This is a genomic window from Methylocella sp. (assembly GCA_037200525.1).
Taxonomy (GTDB): domain Bacteria; phylum Pseudomonadota; class Alphaproteobacteria; order Rhizobiales; family Beijerinckiaceae; genus Methylocapsa.
In genome coordinates this window covers 3,747,613-3,764,711 of sequence record JBBCGG010000001.1, presented here as the reverse complement: position 1 = coordinate 3,764,711, position 17,099 = coordinate 3,747,613, and the positions used below count along the sequence as shown (strand labels likewise).

The following is a 17,099-nucleotide window of genomic DNA, read 5'->3' as shown; positions in this document are numbered from 1 at the left end:
AACCCGCTTTACGGCGGGCGACTCTCCGCAAGGCGCGAACTGGCCATTCGCCTCACTTCATCTCGAATGGAAAAATAACCTTCCAATCCTTCTTCATGTCCGCCACCGTCCAGTCATCGAGCTTTGCGGCTTCCAGGGCGACGTCCAGATGGCCGACGATCGAATCCTTGTCGTAGGCGTATTCGCGCACAGGGTCGGTGTGGTGCACGAGGAGCCCAAGGCCGCGCCGACCCGCTCCCGTCGCCCATTGCAGCATCTCGAGGTCGCCGTCGGAATTGCCGAAGGCGGCGATAGGGCGGCGGCCGATATGCGACTCGATGCCGACGGGTTTGCCGGGGCCGTCGTCGACAAAACTCACCTGTGGGTAACGGAACAGCCAAGGCTGGCCATTGCGTCGCTCGAATTTCGTTACGATGCTGGAGCCGATGACCTGCTCGGGCGGCACGCCATATATCTTCTCGGCAAACGCGCGGACGAACTCGATGCCGCCGCCGGTGACGATAAACGTCTTGAATCCCTTGGCGCGGAAATAGGCCAAGACCTCAAGCATCGGCTGATAGACCAGCTCAGTGTAAGGGCGATGGAAACGCGGATGCTCGGCCGTTGCGAGCCATTTCTTGACGATCTGATCGAACTTCTCCGGGGTCATCCCCGCGTGGGTCACGCCAATGATCGTCTCGACATTGCGCGCGCCATCTTTCAGGAGAGTTTTGAAATCGCGTTCGAGCGCGGCCTTGAAAGGCTGTTGTTCGCGCCACTCGGGATGCAGCGGCAAAAGTTCACGCAGACGGTCGAGCGCGAAAACCATCTGGACATACATCGGCTGTTCGATCCACAGCGTGCCGTCATTGTCGAAGGTCGCGATGCGCTTCTCGACAGGCGCGAAATTGGGCGATCCTTCGCGGGTCACGTCCTCGACGAATTTGATGATCGATTGTTTGGCCGCTCCGTCATTCCAGGACGGCAGCGGATCGGCGTCTTCGGCCAGGGCGAAAACCGGGGCAAAGCTCGCGAGCGATGCAAGCAGGATGAAAGCGCTTAGCTTTAAGAGACCGCCCTGAAGCGACATGGATTTTTCCTCTTTGAGCGATTCGCTGAGGCATCCTTTTCAGCCTGCCGACGATCATGCGACGCCGGCGCTTTTCCGGCAAGGCCAGCTTTGCGCTGCGTTGACACGCTTTGGACCGGGCCGTAGGCTCCCGCCCGAATTCTAGGAGTTTTGAAATGAGCGACGCAGCAATTACTCTCCCAGCCGCTCGGCCGATCCCAATCCCGATGCGCGAAATTCTGCCTTGGCTCGTTTTCGGCGGCGTCTTGGGCCTGCTGATGATTTATTTCGTCGGCGCCGAGCAGGGGGCGACGTCGCTGGTCTCCGGCCATTACATCCATGAATATGTGCACGACGGTCGCCATCTTTTGGGCTTTCCCTGTCATTGAGGAGGCTTTGATGGTCGGGCAGCTCCTGTTGCGAGGGATGCTCGTCGGCGTCCTCGCGGGTCTTCTTGCCGCTGGCTTCGCGTTTATCGCAGGGGAGTCTTCGGTCGATCGCGCGATTGCGTTCGAAAGCGCCGCCGCGCAGGCTGCGGGCGAGCCGGAAGAGCCAGAGATCGTCAGCCGCGAGATTCAGCGCAGCGCAGGATTGCTGACTGCAAGCGTTGTCTATGGCGCGGCGCTTGGCGGCCTATTCGCCCTGGCTTTCGCCATCGCCAATGGCCGCGTCGGAGCTCTCCAGCCCCGCGCTGTCGCCGCGCTTCTGGCCTTGGCGGCGTTCATCGCCGTCGCGCTGGTTCCCGCGCTGAAATACCCCGCCAACCCGCCCTCGATCGGCCAGCCGGAAACCATCGGCGCGCGCACCGCGCTATTCTTCATCATGCTGTTTGGCTCCGTGCTGGCGATGATTTTGGCCTCAATGCTGCGAGGCGCTCTCGTTGAGAGGCTTGGCCTCTGGAACGCAGGCCTTGTAGGCGGCGCCTGCTATCTCATCGCCGTGGTCGTCATCGCCGCTCTATTGCCGTCCGTCGACGAGGTTCCTGAGCGCTTCCCCGCTGATCTGTTGTGGAACTTTCGGCTAGCCTCTCTCGGCGCTCAAGCCGTATTATGGAGCGTGCTGGGGCTGGCTTTCGGCGCTCTGACGCAATCGCGGCGCGAGCTTGGTTTTGGGGCCGGCGCCGCTAGAGTTTCCACGCGCTGAATTTTCCCTCGCGCGGTCTTTCGCGCTAAAATTCCGCGGCGTTGATTTAAGGCGAGGGGCAAGGCGATGGGCCGAACATCAATCGAATCCGTCGGCGACCATTTTCTGGTCGGACTGCGGCCAACGCCTGAGCTGCATGAACTCGACCGCGCTTTGCTCGGCGATCTGAAGCCCGCTGGCGTCCTGCTCTACAAAAGCAATTTCCGCCACGATCTCCCTTATGAAGCATGGCTTGAAAGCCATGCGCGGCTGATTGAAGAGATCCGGGCCGCCACAGGCCGGACCAAAATGTTCATCGCCATCGACCATGAGGGCGGCCGCGTTTGCCGCACGCCGCCGCCGATCACGCGCTTTTCCTACGCCGCGCGATGGGCCGATGAAGCCGCCGAAGTCGGGCGCGCGATGGGACGCGAACTCGCCAGCCTTGGCGTCAATCTGAACTTTGCGCCCGTGCTCGATATCCACACCAATCCGCAAAATCCGGTCATCGGGGAGCGCGCCTTTGGATCTACGGCGGAGGCTGTGACGAAAGCGGCGCTGCCCTTCATGCGCGCGATGCAGGCGGAAGGGGTCATCGCCTGCGGCAAGCATTTCCCAGGTCATGGCGACACCAGCGTCGATTCGCATTTTGGGCTGCCCTCGCAAGACTCGAACCTCGATCAATTGCGTGCGCGCGAGCTAAAGCCTTTCGTCGCGGCGATCGAGGCGGGCATCTCCATGATCATGACCTCTCATATATTGTTTCCCAACATCGATCCCGACGCACCCGTTACTTTGTCGCGCCGATTTGCGACGGAGATTCTGCGCGATGAACTGGGCTTTGGCGGGGTCTCGGTTTCCGATGACATCGGCATGGGCGCGATGAAAGGCTTCTTCGATGCGCCGGACGCCGCCGCGCGTTTCCTCGCCGCCGGCTGCGATATGCTGATGGTTTGCGCCCATTTCACTGACTCCAATCGGGCGCGGGGTTTTGCCGAGGCGATCGTCACGGCTGTCGATGAAGGGCGCCTCGACTCCGCCATGCTGGCGCGCTCACGCGCGCGGATCGCGGCTCTGCTCGAAAACGCGCGGACGAACGAAGTCGTGCGGCTGCCGGAGCCTGTTTTGCGCGCCCATAGCGCCGCCGGGACGCTTTTTTCGGCTTCGACCGTCGAAGTCGTTTGAGGCCTTCGGCCTCCCTCCCTTAAAGCGCCAAACGCGCAGAAGACGTCCTTTGCTGAGCCGCCTTAGGCGAGACCCTAAGAGCGCGCTCGTTAGCTAAAGCGCTATATAAGACGGCGTTAATTTATCTTATTTTAGTTGTGAAAGGCAGCATTTTCGGTCATTTTACACGCAAGAGGAGAAAAACCGTTGCCCCGAGTCCTGCCGGGAAAGATCGATACATTGCTTGCATTGCGAGCCGATGGCAGGCTTTTGGTCGGTCGGGAGCGGGTGACTCTTCTTGAAGCGGTGATTGAGCACGGCAGCATCACCAAAGCGGCGGAAGTCGCTGGTTTCAGTTACAAAACCGCCTGGGATGCGGTGAACGCAATCAATAATCTCCTGCCGCGACCGGCATTCATAACCCATACAGGTGGACCGCGCGGAGGCGGAGCCGAAGTCACGGCCGAAGGACGTCGATTGTTGACAGCCTTCCGCCACCTCGAAGAAAAACTTGGCCGCATTTCCCAAAGCATCGTCGAGGAGGGGTTGGAGCATGAACGGGACTTATTGTTCTGGGGCGTTGGCTTAAAACTCAGCACCCGCAACGCCTTCCACTGCACTGTCCTCGAAGTTGCCGCGGCCCCAGTCAATGTCGAGGTGAGGCTGGAGGTCTCCCCGGGCGTCGAAATCTCCTCGATAGTAACGAACGCCAGCATTGCCGAACTCGGTCTTGCGCCGACGCGATGCGTTGTGGCGGTGGTCAACGCCAGCTCGGTCTTGCTCGCGCCATGCAACGAAACGCCTCGCATTTCCGCGCGCAATAAGATCGGCGGACTTGTGGTTGAACGATTCGATGGCGGCGCCGACGCCGAGGTCACGGTGGAGCTTGGCCAGGGTAAAACCCTGACATCGATCATGACGGTGGACAGCGCAGACGCTGGTGGGGTCGCCGCCGGCGTCAAAGTCTGGGCCATCTTCCAAAGTAGCCATGTTATTTTGGCCAGCGATTGAGCTTTCTCGCGAGAACATGCGCAGAGGGTCGATATTTCCCTTAATGATCGGCCAAATCAGGCTCCCGCTATAGCTTGCGGGCGCGCGCGAGTAGGATCGATTCATCCAGAATCGATCTTGCTCTATCTTTGCGTTTCCATGCATGTCCGCTCTGAAAAGTCAGCGACTTTTCGAGATGACGCTCCAGGAGTCCTTTCGACATGACCAAGGCCAATTCACGCAGCGCGCATCACCCGATCGAAGCGTTTTTTCTTGAACGCTGGTCGCCGCGCGCCTTTACGGGCGAAGCCATTTCCGACGCCGATCTTCGCACCATTTTCGAGGCGGCGCGCTGGGCGCCGTCCTCGTTTAATTCGCAGCCCTGGCGTTTCCTCTACGCAAAGCGCGGCACGCCCGCCTTCGCGAAATTTTTGGGCCTTCTTATCGAGTTCAACCAATCCTGGGCAAAGAACGCCTCCGCGCTGGTCATAGCTCTGTCGAAAAAGACGTTCACGGCGCCGGGCAAGACCGACGCCGTCTCGATGCACAGCCATTCGTTCGACGCCGGCGCGGCCTGGGGCTATTTGGCGCTGCAGGCCTCGCGCTCGGGTTATGCGGCGCATGGCATGACCGGGTTTGATATTCCCCGTACGGCGATAGAGTTGAACGTGCCGGACGATTATCGAGTGGAAGCGGCGATAGCCATCGGCCGCGTTGGAGACAAATCCATCCTTCCCGAGCCTATGCGCGAGCGAGAAGCGCCAAACGACCGCAACCCGCAAACCGCCTTCGTCTTCGAGGGCGAATTTCCTTCAAGCTGAAGCGGGTTTGTCGAAGGGGGTTGGTTGGACTCGGCCCCCTCAGCTACGGCCGAGATCAGGAAGCCTCGCCGCGCGGGCAGGCCTTAAATCGTGAAATCGTTTCGGAATGCTGCGCCTTCATAGAGATTCTGCTCTTCGGCGCGGCGGCAGATATCGTCGATCGTGATGGTCTCGAGTTCGTTGAGAAAGGCGGCGCCCGCCACTTCGACCATGGGGGCGACAACATTGGCGACGAGTTTGCAGTCAACACCCTCGCCGCTGTCGCCGCCGGTCTCGTTCAAGACCGCGCGCAACACCGCCGCCGCCGTGATTCTGCGGCGTTCGCGCGCCAATTCATAGCCCCCGCGTGGACCGCGAAGCCCCTTCAGTATATTTGCGCGGACCAGCGCTTGCAGCAAGGTCTCGAGATGGCGAGGCGGCAATTCCAGACGCGCGGCGAGCGCCTTTGCTGCGACGGGGGAGGGGCGCGAATGGATGGCGATGTCGGCGACCGCGGCCAGAGCGAGGAGGGCGCGGCGCGAAAGCAGAATCATCGCGTGATCTCCCCTTTCATCATTGGTCCCGTCGATCCAAACCCGTTTGCGCCCCGCGCCGTCTCGTCCAAATTCTCTGTTGTGAAGACCGTCGCCTGGATCACCGGCGCGACGACGAGCTGAGCGATGCGCGCTCCTCTGACAATCTCGAATGGCGCCTCGCCAAGGTTGATCAGGATCACGCAAATCTCGCCGCGATAATCGGAATCGATCGTGCCCGGCGAGTTGAGGACCGTGACGCCCGCCTTCAGCGCAAGTCCGGATCGAGGCCTGATCTGCGCTTCATAATTCGGCGGGATGGCGAAAGCGATGCCGGTCGGGATGAGCTGCCTGCCGCCAGGGCTGAGGACGATCTTGGCCCCAGGCGGCAAGGCGGCGAAGAGATCCAATCCGGCGGCCCCAGCGCTCTCATAGGTGGGTAGCGGCAGGCCCGCTCCATGTGGAAGAACCTTGACCGCTATGGCGAGGGAGCCGCTCAACGGGGAGCCTCCTCAAGCATCCTCGCGAGCGTCGTCATCAGGCGGGACGCGACCTCTGTTTTGCCGAGAGGCGGCCATGACTCCATGCCGGCGCTTGTGATGAGCGTCACTTTATTGCGCTCGCCGCCGAAAACATTCGAACCTGCGCCGACATCGTTGGCAATGATCATGTCGCAGCCTTTGCTTGCGCGCTTGGCGCTCGCCTGGTCGATCAGCTTTTCGGTCTCGGCGGCGAAGCCGATGACGAGAGCCGGCCGGCCGACTTTGCGCTTGCCTATTGTCGCAAGAATGTCAGGATTTTGCACAAGGTCTAAACTTCGCGGCGTTTTGGCGACTTTTTTGATTTTCTCGGAAGCCGGCTCGGCTGGCCGCCAATCTGCGACCGCCGCGACAGCGATGAAAATGGCGGCGGGCAGCGCCGCCTCCACCGCCTGCAGCATATCCCGCGCGGATTCGACGTGGAGCGTTTTGACTCCGATGGGGTCCGGCAGCGCGACGGGACCCGAGATGAGCGTCACATCGGCCCCGGCCTCGAACGCCGCCGCGGCGATTGCATGGCCCTGTTTGCCGGACGAGCGATTCGCGATATAGCGCACCGGATCGATCGCTTCATGCGTTGGCCCTGATGTCACCAGCACGCGCCGGCCCGCAAGCGCGCCAGCCGGAGTTTTCCGGCGCGAGACATTGGGGGGCAAAGGCAAAATCGTGTCTTGCGCCAGCGCCGCCTCGATCGCGGCGGCGATCGCCAGCGGCTCGCTCATCCGGCCAGGACCATATTCCCTGCAGGCCATTTCGCCATCTTCCGGGCCAACGAAGATCACGCCATCCCCGCGCAACACCGCGACATTGCGCAGCGTCGCCTTGGCGAGCCACATGCGCAGATTCATCGCCGGGGCGACGAGAATTTTCTTATCGGTGGCGAGCAGCAGCGTCGAGGCGAGATCATCGGCGAGGCCGTGCGCCATCTTGGCCAGAAGGTCGGCCGTCGCGGGAGCGACGACAACGAGATCGGCGTCGCGAGAGAGTTCGATATGCCCCATCGCCGCTTCGTCCGTAAGGGAAAAAAGGTCGGCGAAGACCTTGTCGCCGCTGAGGCTCGCTGCCGAAAGCGGCGTGACGAAATGATGCGCAGCCGAAGTCATCACCACGCGCACCAAAAGGTTCCGCTTGCGCAGACGGCGGATGAGATCCAGCGTTTTATAGGCAGCGATGCCGCCGCCGATAATGAGAAGGATGCGCTTTCCCGACCCCTCATGCATATTTTTGGAGTTTCCCGCGTTATGGAGCCGGCCCATCTGGCGGATAACCAAACGGCAATGGACTGCTAGCGCCTGTGGATTATAAGCGCGGCCAGCTGACCGCGCAGCGCCCGATTGCTCCACACTGAATTAACTATGCTTTTTAGCTCATGCGAAGAAATCTGCAACTTTTCAGATAATGCTGACGCTTCCGATATCGCCGGCTTGCGGCGAAGCGGTTTGGGTCGCGCCTCACCCAACAACCAACCGCCCGCAGGCTTAGGCTATGGCGATCGCCCCCGCTGCTATCAGGGCGTTTGCTCACTCCGCGCCTGAAGGCGTGGACGAACGGTCGCCGTCCGGGCGGCGTCGGCGGCGATTGAAGCGCAGAAGACAGCGAAGCCGCCGAGCGCGAAACAGACGCCGACCCAGCTCGTCGAACGCCATCCGAAACCTGCGGCTATGGTGATCCCGCCAGCCCAGGCGCCGAGAGCGTTGGCGATATTGAAGGCCGAATGGTTGAGCGCGGCAGCGAGGGTCTGCGCATCGCCCGCGACATCCATCAGCCGCGTCTGCACGCCGGGAACGACCGCGAAGGCGGTACCGATCAGAAAAACATTGACGACGGCGAGAATGGCGTGCGGCGCCGTGACATAGAACAAGCCGAGCATAGCCGCGTTCCAGAGGAGCACGCCGCCGATCGTCGGCATTAGCGCGCGGTCGGCAAGGCGCGAGCCGACAATGTTGCCGACAATCATCCCGGCCCCGAAGACGCATAGAACAAATGGCACGATATGTTGTGGGATTCCGGCGACTTCCGTAAGCGTCGGAGTGATATAGCTGAATGTGGCGAACATGCCGCCGGAGCCGATCGCTCCTATGCCGAGAGTAAGCCAGACTTGCGGTCGGCGGAAAGCGCCAAGCTCGCGCAGAGGCGTCGCCGCCGCGTCTTGGCGATCGCGGGGGACAAAGGCGGCGATGAGGCCGACAGTGAGGGCGCCGATGCCTCCGACAAAGATGAAGGCGGCCCGCCAGCCGAGCGCCTGTCCAATCGATGTGGCGAGCGGCGCGCCGAACAGGGTCGCGACGGTGAGGCCGAGCATCACGCGGCCGACGGCGCGGGCGCGTTTGCCGGGGCCGGCCATTCCAGCGGCGACAAGCGCGGCGACCCCGAAATAGGCGCCATGTGGGAAGGCGGTGAGAAATCGAAGAAATGCCAGCGAGGCGTAACCGGGGGCCATGGCGCTCGCGACATTGCCGAGCGCGAAGACGGCCATCAAAGCGAGGAGGAGCGTCCGGCGCGACAGCCGCGCGAAGAGGACGGTAATGACCGGCGCGCCGATAACGACGCCGAGCGCATAGGCGCTGATGACATGGCCGGCGGTTGGCGTCGATATGTGGAGATCATCCGCCACATTGGGCAGAAGCCCCATGATCGCGAACTCGCCAGCCCCGATGCCAAAGCCGCCGACCGCCAGCGCCAATTCGACAAGCGCCGTCTGGCGCCTTGCTGCGGAAGAGTTTTGCTCAAGCAAATCGGTTGACATACTGGCTTTGACCTTCGGCGTGGCGCTAATCCGGCGAGTTTTTCGACCGGATGACCATTGTACGGCACCATAAAGTCTAGGCGCGCAGCCACCGTGCGGCCAGTCAATCCATGCCGTCTCACCAAAAATTTATTGCGTTGCGGTATAATCGCCGAGCTTGACGGTTGCAATGGCGAGGGCGGCGCAAAAGAGCGCCGAAAGGCGTGTGGCGGACAAAATTGCCTCAGAGACGGCGACGGAAGGGTCTCGCAGACCAGCATCTTTGCGCTTTTTGGTGGGCGGTACTGGGATTGAACCAGTGACCCTTCGCGTGTGAAGCGAATGCTCTCCCGCTGAGCTAACCGCCCAAGTGGTCAATCGAACCACAAGACTTCAATATTTCCGAGAGGGAAGCCCTCTTGGCGAAGTCGCTCCTTTATGAAAGCCTGAGTACCGAAGTCAAGCTGGATTCGAGCGTCGAGCTTCGAGATGCCGCAGCTCTCTTCGTCAGCGGCGTTCCCGGCTCCAAATCTTTGCGCGGGCGAGCGACATGCCAGATAGGCTGACCGTATCGTGCAGGCCTACGCGGAAGCCGATGTCGGCTCCAACTGATTCCAGCTCGTCAGGGTCGGGCTCAAACGTTTAGGTATCGCGATATACGCGCTCACGTTTTTCGTGCCGTTCCTGCGCTTCAACAGACAGGGTTGCGATAGGCCGGGCGTCGAGGCGCTTGAGCGAGATCGGTTCGCCGGTTTCCTCACAAAAGCCGTAGCTGCCGTCGTCGATTCGGCCGAGCGCCGCATCGATTTTGGAGATCAGTTTGCGCTGGCGGTCTCGCGCTCGCAGCTCGATCGCGCGATCGGTTTCGGAGGAGGCGCGATCGGCGACGTCTGGATGGTTTTCATTCTCGCTTTGCAATACCACGAGGGTCTCGCGGCTTTCGCGAAGAATATCTTCTTTCCATGCAATCAATTTGCGACGGAAATAATCGCGCTGGCGATCGTTCATAAAGGGTTCTTCTTCAGACGGCTTGTAGTCGTCTTCGACCAGTTCGGCAGGCACTATGAAGTCTCCCCAAACCCAAGTGGCAGCCTTATAGCGATTGCTTGACCAATATACAATCATTAGTGAAGCCGCCTTCTTGAGTTAGTCACTTGGTAATTTGGCGAATCACATTCCCCCCATTGTGGATGTCTGCGTGGGAGCGCCGACGCACAGCTAAGATTACGCGGACGAGGCGAAAGTCGGGGAAGGCGGCTTAAGCGCAAATGATTTACTTGACGCTTTATGTCTCTTGCTGCTGTCCGGCGGAGCGCCAGCTGGAGCTAGGCGCTTCCTCTATAGGAATCGCGCGCCAAAGCATGGCCGCCTAACTGAAGCCATTCCGCTTAATCCGGCGTCAAGCCATCGCTTTGCGCAGATTTTCGTCGATTTTGTCGAGAAAGCCGGTAGTCGAAAGCCACTTCTGATGGGCGCCGACAAGGAGAGCGAGGTCCTTTGTCATATAGCCGGCTTCGACCGTCGCGACGCTGACTTTTTCCAGAGTCTGAGCGAATTTGGCGAGTTCGGCATTGCCATCGAGCTTGGCCCGATGTGAAAGCCCGCGCGTCCAGGCGAAAATCGAGGCGATCGAATTTGTCGATGTCTCGTTGCCTTTCTGGTGTTCGCGGTAGTGACGCGTGACCGTGCCGTGGGCGGCCTCGGCCTCGACAGTCTGACCGTCCGGGCTGAGCAGCACCGACGTCATCAGGCCAAGCGAACCAAAACCCTGCGCGACGGTGTCGGACTGGACGTCGCCGTCATAGTTTTTGCACGCCCATACGTAGCCGCCGGACCATTTGAGCGCGGATGCGACCATATCGTCAATGAGGCGATGCTCATAAGTAATCTTTGCGGCGGCGAATTTTTCAGCGAATTCGGTTTCGAATACTTCCTGGAAAATATCCTTGAAGCGGCCGTCATAGGCTTTCAGAATAGTATTCTTGGTCGACAAGAATACTGCGTATTTCGAGGCGAGCCCGTAATTCAAGGAAGCTCTTGCAAAATCGCGAATGGAATCGTCGAGATTATACATCGAGAGGGAAACGCCAGCCCCCGGATATTTATAGACTTCCTTTTCAATGACAGTTCCATCATCGCCTTCGAATTTGATGGTCAGGCGGCCTTTGCCGGGGACCGTGAAGTCTGTGGCTGCATATTGGTCGCCAAAAGCATGCCTGCCGATAACGATCGGATGCGTCCAACCCGGTACGAGCCGGGGCACGTTCTGGCAGATGATCGGCTCGCGAAAGATGACGCCGCCGAGAATATTACGGATCGTCCCGTTCGGCGATCGCCACATCTGCTTCAGTTTGAACTCTTTGACGCGACCTTCGTCAGGCGTGATCGTCGCGCATTTGACGCCGACGCCCTGTTTCTTGATCGCATTGGCGGCGTCGACCGTGACCTGATCGCTGGTGGCGTCGCGGTTTTCGATGGAGAGGTCGTAATAGTCGAGGTCGATATCGAGGTGGGCGAGAATGAGTTTTTCGCGAATGTAACGCCAAATGATCCGGGTCATTTCATCGCCGTCGAGTTCCACAACGGGATTGGCGACCTTGATCTTGCTCATTATTTCGACCTTTTCGACTGGGGTGAGGATCTGGGAGCTCAGGCTCTCCGGTCCACGAGGATGAGAGGACTTCAAAGATGTGAGAAACGCCTCATTTCGGCGGTCCCGCATGCAGGGATTGTCCGAAAGCTGGATCTACTTCGGCGGCGAGGCCTTCGAAAACGGATTGATTCTGCGGCGAGGCGGACCGATAGGCGGCGACGATGGCGGGCTGCTGTTGCGGCCGGTACGCCAAAATCAGGCGCAGATCGCTTTTGACGAACTCCTGGATATCCTTGTCCAAAAGCGCGCCGGAGGTGATTGCGCGTTGGAGGCGCATCGGAGCCAGCGCCAGATCGTTCGGAGCGGTGAAATAAGACATCTCCAGAAGCGTTGCCGTGCGTGCGTCCCCGGCGTTTGGCTTCGCGACTGGAAGCTGCGCCAGAAAAAGCCAAGCTGCGCCGTTGACCGGAGCCAGCGCCAGCCCAGCCTCGGCATTGGATTTGGCGCTCTCGAGCCGCGCGAGATTGGCGCGATCGGGGCCCGTCGCGCGATCGGGCCATATGAGCCTGCCGTCAGTGAAGGCGGCTTGCGCCCACAGATCTCCCCTGACGCCGCCGATCTCCGCAGCAAGGACCGCGGCCGGCCGATAGGCTTCGGCCGCAATGGCGCTATTTCGGTCGGAAGGAAGAGCGATCGTCTTGTGCAGAATTAGCGCAGGAGCCAGAAGCCAAATTCCGCATAAGGCGAGAAAGCTGCCAAACGCCAGCAAACTCAGCCGCAGATTTAAGGGCTCCGCCAGAAACAGTGGATTTGCCTCTTGCTGCATGAATCTGAAATCGGAGGGGGGCGTTTCCAAACTCATCGTTTGTTCCTGCGCTTTAGCCAGGGCGTTGGTCGCGCGCCCGCATTAGAATAGACCGAATTTGAAGAATCTAAATGAAACTAATTTCATCGCGCTCCAGTCGCAAACAGGTCAGACGGCCGGTCGCATAGGCTCCCGTATCTATATTGATGCGGTTTTCCCGGACCTCAGGTTCGCGCACCGGCGTGTGGCCGTGAATCACGACCTTTTCGAAGGGTTCTTCGTGACATAGAAACTCGTCTCGGATCCAAAGCAAATCATCTTCGCGCTGGCGCGATAGCGGCGTGCCTGGGCGGACGCCGGCGTGAACAAAAAAGAAATCGCCGGAAGTGAAGGACAGAGGCAGCGCTTCGATAAATTGGCGATGGCTTGGCGGCATGGCTTGCGCAAGCTCTGCGGCCAGATTGGCCTGTTCTTCTTCGCTAGAGTTGAGGCTTGGCTTGAGGCCATAGGATAAAAGCGTGGTCAACCCTCCATATTGGCCCCAAGGCCTGAGCGTGGCGGGATCATGCAGAAAATCCAAAAGATAGGCCTCGTGATTGCCCTTTAGGCAAAGGGTGCGATGGGTCTTCCCCCGGCGGATCAACTGCTCCAGAACGCCGGCAGATTTCGGCCCGCGATCGATATAATCGCCAAGAAAAATTTGAATGGAGTCAGCGACGCTATTCTGCTCGAGATCGGCGTCGATCCGCAGGAGGAGTTCTTCTAGCAAATCGGCGCGGCCATGTATGTCGCCGATCGCATAAATCCTGAGCCCATCGGGGACGAGGGTGGGAACTGCGGGCGCGGCGCCGAACCGACGCGATTTCCACATCAGAGCAACGCTCTTTTTCCGCACTGAAAGGCGTCTGTCAAAGGGTTCACCGGTGATTTAGGGCCAAGGCTTCGCCAGAAATGCACCAAGCGGCGGCATCGGCCCGTATCCGCCTGTTAGAGCATTTTCTGGCGCAGGGAAAGTCAGAACGGTTTGATCCTCTACAATTTTGAATAACTCTGAACGGCCTTCCGCATTTGTTTGCGGACATCGCACTGCGGCATGGTCCACTCTTTTGCGATCGGGATTGCGGTCCGATCGAGGCTCTCGGACCCGCTGCGCCATGATCGCATCGCCGCATCGACCGCTGCGGCCCTGGCCTCTTCGTCTCGCACTTTGCCGAGGGCGGACTGCAGCCCATCGAGCCAGAAAATGAGGTTCCCGCGCGGCTTGCTGGCGGCGACGCTCGGCACATCGAGAAAAAACTCAGTCATATATTTTAGATTCTTAGCTTCTATTCGAACCTTGTGCCGCGACTCCGAGTCGAGCTTCTCAAGACGACGCCCTTTTCGCACAAGAGAATCAAGTCGCTTTTTTAAGCGCGTCCGGACGAACGAAGGCATTGCGTCCAGGCGTTCATGCGGCCGCCCTTCGCGATTCTCTATCCATTGCGTAAGATCGATCATGAAAATGCGCCAGCGGAGCGAGCCCACGGCGTCTCGAACCGTTTGGTGGGCCGCAAGACGCCCGGCTTCGATCCAGCCGGAAAATTCGCTCAGGGTCGCGATCTCAGGCTGTGAGGCCGCCTTCGGCGCGGGCCGCATGACATCGAGATCGCGGGCGAGGCCGAAAATGCGCGAAATCCAATTCAGATCGGCGCGAATTTTGGGATAGGCGTCATCGCGAATTATCGGCTTGAAAAGCGAGAGGCAGGCGCGCAGCCGGCGCACGGCGATGCGCCCCTGATGAACGGCTTCGGCGGCGTCGGGCGTCTCCAAGCCGGCTTCGTTCAGCATGAAATCGTGCAGACAGGCGCGGCAGATCGCCTTAAATGCCTGCGGGCCCGTCATGTCCGCGCTGATGCGCGGCTTTGAAGCTTTCGCGGGGCGACCGAAAGCGCCTTCGGCGAGAAGGTGGCCGCGCTCCGCTTTGCTGATGACGCTCAAACGCAGCGGCGCTTGCGTCGCCAGCACCCGGGCGAGGGCGAATGCGGCGGCCGCGTCGCCGCGTTTCAACTCAAGTTCGAGTTCGCAGACGTTGAGCGCTTCGCTTTTGGCCGCGGCGACGCCAGGAGGATCGGTTCGAATTTGACCTTGATCCAAGGCGACCTCAATTTCAGCGTCGCGAGCGTCCAGCAGGAAGGATGTTCGCTCGACGTCGACTTGGAAGGCCCGCTTCAGGTTCTGGCGAATGCGCGCATTCAGGACGTCAGCAAGCGGCGTATGGTCGATAATTGCCAGCTCGGGAGCGGCTCGATCGATTTTGCTCTCCCACTCGCCTCGCTTGATGCTGGAAGACGTCTCTAGCTTGACTGTCTGTATAAAATCACGGTCAATTTTGCGGACTCGAAGGCTAAATCCAGATTTCCAAAGATCTCGCTCCGGCGTGTCAAAGTAGCATGTTTCGCTATGTCTCGCTTTTCCCGTCAAAAAGCCGCTCTGCAACATTGGAAGGAGCTTCACTTTCGGCAGATCTTCAAAGGACATTAGGAATTTGAGTTCAGTTTCTGACGTCATCGGTCTCTATCGTCACTCGCGGCGTTGCGCATCGCCGCATCGCATCAATTAAAGATACGCCCAATCTGGGCATCCCGTCTCGTTTCGCTCAAAACGTTTCGCGCAGTGGTTGCTTGATGACGCAATTGGGGGCAGCGCAGTCTACGTTGGCCGTTATACTGAGGCAAGGCGCAGGGCGCGCATCCATTGGTAGCGCTCAAGTCATCACGACTTTAATTATATTGTTTCTTCTATTGAGCGTATGATGTTGAATCCATGCATAAGACCATCGCAGTTCTAGCTGTGTAGAATTGCGAGCGCGGCGTTAGCCGTTGAGAGGGATTATGGTAAGGAATAGTGAAATTATTAAAGTTCTTACGGAGGCAACGCAACTTCTTCAGCAAAAAGGCTGGAACAAATATTTAATGAGTTGCGACGCTGGCGGAAAGATCTGCGGCATAGACAGCGATCTGGCCTCCAGTTACTGTCTCTCCGGCGCTCTCGTGGAAGCATGGCGGACGATTGATCCGCATAATGAGGGTTTTTATTTTAAATTTTTTGAAAAGAAATTCTCTCAGATTTTGCGCGACAAATATGATTACAACAACACTTATACGCGATGGAATGATGATGTCGCGACATCAGGGGAAGACGCCGTCAAATTAATCCAGACTGTGATTGCATCGCTTTTAGCTGATGACGGCGACGCCCGTGTTGAGATGCCTATTAATCGCGAGGTCTACGGCATCGAAAGACAAGAAGAGCCGCATGAATAGCGGCGCTCAGTTCTCAGCCTGCTTCTCGCAGTCATCTACGAGCTAAGCGCGAGTCTTGGACCTGGTAAGGGCAATAGACGACTCGCGCCGCAGGTTTTAGCTTCGCTTTCATCGAACCTGCAAAAGCAGCGCCACCAATTCGCTTTGGCGATGCGTCGCCGTTTTCGCGAATACCGATTTCAATTGATTGCGCGCCGTCTCTCGCGAAATCTTGAGCTCCAACGCGGCGGTGTCGGGGCCGGCTCCGCGCGCTATGATGCAAGCGAGCTTCGCCTCTGAGGGCGTCAGGCCGAATGTTTTGGCCAGGATCGGCGCCGGGGGCCCGGGCCGTGGTCCCAACGCATTCAAGGTCAGCAATGCGCGGACATCGCGGGACGGCCAGCGCGCGGCACCCTCAATCGGCCAGATGCGGAGCAGAGCCGGCAATTTATCCTGGCGCGGAATGATGATCGGTTCGAGCGACGGAGCAATTTGCTGCGTCCCATGGCCGAATTGATCGAGGTATATGCGCAGCTTGCTTCGCGCCTCAAGATCGCGAACGAAGAGGCGTCTCTCCCGAACCCTGATATCATTGTTGAAAACGGCCGCTGCGGCGCTATTCACATCGATGACGAAGCCATCCATATCAAGCAGAAGCGCCGGTTGAGACAGCATATTGAGAGGGTCGGGCGATTCCGCATCGAGAATTTCCCAGCGCGACAGCGCCGCGATTTCGATGATCCTACGCGTGAACGCCGACAGGACGCGTTTCTCTTCGCATTCCAAATCAATTTCATCCAAATACATTGCAAAAGGGGTCATAGCAACGCCAAAGAGGTTGATAGGACGCGCTTAGCCAAAGCGCCTTGGATTTAGCCGCCAATGAGAGGCGAAAGTTATTTAATTGTCTTGAAATTTGTAATTAAGAATTGATCTAATCTGCGGTTCCGGCTGGTCTGAGGAATAAATAATACAATTCTTCATTTCTTCATCACCCACCATACAAAGACTGTATATGTCACCAGAGTAGTTATGATGATGTGCGTTAACGCACAAAACAGAGCGCAGTCGAATATGAATTAACGATATTCGTCATGATGTTAATCAATATGACGAGTAAACATTTTGTCATTTTAAACCAAATCTTGGTGATGGCGTATGAATAAGAAGCGAGATAGAGACCAGCTTGCTATCGCGTCTGTTCACAATTCCGTGATAATGAAGTGCAGCTTATGATGTCGGTTCTTTTCAGGCGGGCGGCGCTTTATTGACCCATGCCAAATCGGAAAGGCCACGCTAAAGCTGCGCCTTGCAGCTAAGCCTCATTGGCTTTGTTTAAATTGGACAAGTTAGCGAGCGCCGTCCGGACATTGTCGCGTGGGCCCTTGAGCCGAGACCCTAAAAACCGTAAAGCCCGGACGGGCAAACAAATTGACGTCGGCTCGCGGCGCGCCGCCGCAGACGAGCAAGCTTACGCCGATTGGTTTCGGCGAGTGAGC

General features: G+C 58.7%; 17 protein-coding genes and 1 tRNA gene. 6 read left to right on the top strand and 12 right to left on the bottom strand.

Going from position 1 to position 17,099, the window contains the following annotated elements; all coding sequences use genetic code 11:
* Nucleotides 1-52: 52 nt before the first annotated feature.
* Nucleotides 53-1,069: an HAD family hydrolase gene (locus tag WDN46_18500; GenBank protein ID MEJ0095316.1), complete on the bottom strand. Its 1,017-nt coding sequence runs from the start codon at nt 1,067-1,069 to the stop codon at nt 53-55.
* 155 nt (nt 1,070-1,224) lie between these two features.
* On the opposite strand from WDN46_18500, the gene WDN46_18495 reads away from it, so the two are divergent.
* The 5 genes from WDN46_18495 (at nt 1,225) to WDN46_18475 (ending at nt 5,145) form a co-directional block, all read left to right on the top strand.
* Nucleotides 1,225-1,437 carry a CbtB domain-containing protein gene (locus WDN46_18495; GenBank protein MEJ0095315.1) on the top strand — a complete coding sequence of 71 codons (213 nt, stop codon included), beginning with the start codon at nt 1,225-1,227 and terminating at the stop codon, nt 1,435-1,437.
* Between the two features lie 10 nt (nt 1,438-1,447).
* Nucleotides 1,448-2,191 carry a CbtA family protein gene (locus WDN46_18490; GenBank protein ID MEJ0095314.1) on the top strand — a complete coding sequence of 248 codons (744 nt, stop codon included), beginning with the start codon at nt 1,448-1,450 and terminating at the stop codon, nt 2,189-2,191.
* A 66-nt stretch (nt 2,192-2,257) separates the two neighbouring features.
* Nucleotides 2,258-3,355: a beta-N-acetylhexosaminidase gene (gene nagZ, locus WDN46_18485; protein MEJ0095313.1), complete on the top strand. Its 1,098-nt coding sequence runs from the start codon at nt 2,258-2,260 to the stop codon at nt 3,353-3,355.
* A 186-nt stretch (nt 3,356-3,541) separates the two neighbouring features.
* Entirely contained in the window at nt 3,542-4,345 is an 804-nt protein-coding gene (locus WDN46_18480; protein MEJ0095312.1) for a molybdenum-dependent transcriptional regulator, read from the top strand.
* Between the two features lie 200 nt (nt 4,346-4,545).
* The gene (locus WDN46_18475; GenBank protein ID MEJ0095311.1) at nt 4,546-5,145 is read left to right on the top strand and encodes a nitroreductase family protein; all 600 of its coding nucleotides are present in this window, start codon (nt 4,546-4,548) and stop codon (nt 5,143-5,145) included.
* 83 nt (nt 5,146-5,228) lie between these two features.
* Here WDN46_18475 and WDN46_18470 read toward each other — a convergent pair whose 3' ends face one another.
* The 10 genes from WDN46_18470 to WDN46_18425 all read right to left on the bottom strand — a co-directional run bounded on the left by WDN46_18470 (nt 5,229) and on the right by WDN46_18425 (nt 14,866).
* Nucleotides 5,229-5,678 (bottom strand): Rrf2 family transcriptional regulator, encoded by a 450-nt coding sequence (locus WDN46_18470; GenBank protein ID MEJ0095310.1) that lies wholly within the window; start codon nt 5,676-5,678, stop codon nt 5,229-5,231.
* On the bottom strand, nt 5,675-6,157 hold the full coding sequence (dut, locus tag WDN46_18465) for a dUTP diphosphatase (protein ID MEJ0095309.1): 483 nt from the start codon (nt 6,155-6,157) through the stop codon (nt 5,675-5,677). Before dut ends, WDN46_18470 begins: the two co-directional genes overlap by 4 nt.
* Nucleotides 6,154-7,452, bottom strand: coding sequence for a bifunctional phosphopantothenoylcysteine decarboxylase/phosphopantothenate--cysteine ligase CoaBC (gene coaBC / locus WDN46_18460; protein ID MEJ0095308.1), 1,299 nt, complete (start codon nt 7,450-7,452; stop codon nt 6,154-6,156). The genes dut and coaBC overlap by 4 nt, the downstream gene beginning before the upstream one ends.
* A 251-nt stretch (nt 7,453-7,703) precedes the next feature.
* Nucleotides 7,704-8,942, bottom strand: coding sequence for an MFS transporter (locus WDN46_18455; GenBank protein MEJ0095307.1), 1,239 nt, complete (start codon nt 8,940-8,942; stop codon nt 7,704-7,706).
* Between the two features lie 272 nt (nt 8,943-9,214).
* A tRNA-Val gene (locus tag WDN46_18450) sits at nt 9,215-9,289 on the bottom strand.
* A gap of 274 nt (nt 9,290-9,563) precedes the next feature.
* Entirely contained in the window at nt 9,564-9,929 is a 366-nt protein-coding gene (gene dksA / locus WDN46_18445; protein ID MEJ0095306.1) for an RNA polymerase-binding protein DksA, read from the bottom strand.
* 391 nt (nt 9,930-10,320) lie between these two features.
* Nucleotides 10,321-11,532 (bottom strand): NADP-dependent isocitrate dehydrogenase, encoded by a 1,212-nt coding sequence (locus WDN46_18440; GenBank protein ID MEJ0095305.1) that lies wholly within the window; start codon nt 11,530-11,532, stop codon nt 10,321-10,323.
* A 91-nt stretch (nt 11,533-11,623) separates the two neighbouring features.
* Nucleotides 11,624-12,376 (bottom strand): hypothetical protein, encoded by a 753-nt coding sequence (locus WDN46_18435; protein ID MEJ0095304.1) that lies wholly within the window; start codon nt 12,374-12,376, stop codon nt 11,624-11,626.
* Nucleotides 12,377-12,446: 70 nt separating this feature from the next.
* A complete protein-coding gene (locus WDN46_18430; GenBank protein ID MEJ0095303.1) occupies nt 12,447-13,190 on the bottom strand; it encodes a metallophosphoesterase family protein in 744 nt (247 codons plus the stop codon).
* Nucleotides 13,191-13,351: 161 nt separating this feature from the next.
* The gene (locus WDN46_18425) at nt 13,352-14,866 is read right to left on the bottom strand and encodes a CHAD domain-containing protein (protein ID MEJ0095302.1); all 1,515 of its coding nucleotides are present in this window, start codon (nt 14,864-14,866) and stop codon (nt 13,352-13,354) included.
* A gap of 323 nt (nt 14,867-15,189) precedes the next feature.
* Between WDN46_18425 and WDN46_18420 the strand changes: the two genes are divergently transcribed.
* Nucleotides 15,190-15,621: a hypothetical protein gene (locus WDN46_18420; GenBank protein ID MEJ0095301.1), complete on the top strand. Its 432-nt coding sequence runs from the start codon at nt 15,190-15,192 to the stop codon at nt 15,619-15,621.
* A 108-nt stretch (nt 15,622-15,729) separates the two neighbouring features.
* Here the strand turns inward: WDN46_18420 and WDN46_18415 are convergent, their stop codons facing one another.
* A complete protein-coding gene (locus tag WDN46_18415) occupies nt 15,730-16,422 on the bottom strand; it encodes a helix-turn-helix transcriptional regulator (GenBank protein MEJ0095300.1) in 693 nt (230 codons plus the stop codon).
* Between the last annotated feature and the right edge of the window lie 677 nt (nt 16,423-17,099).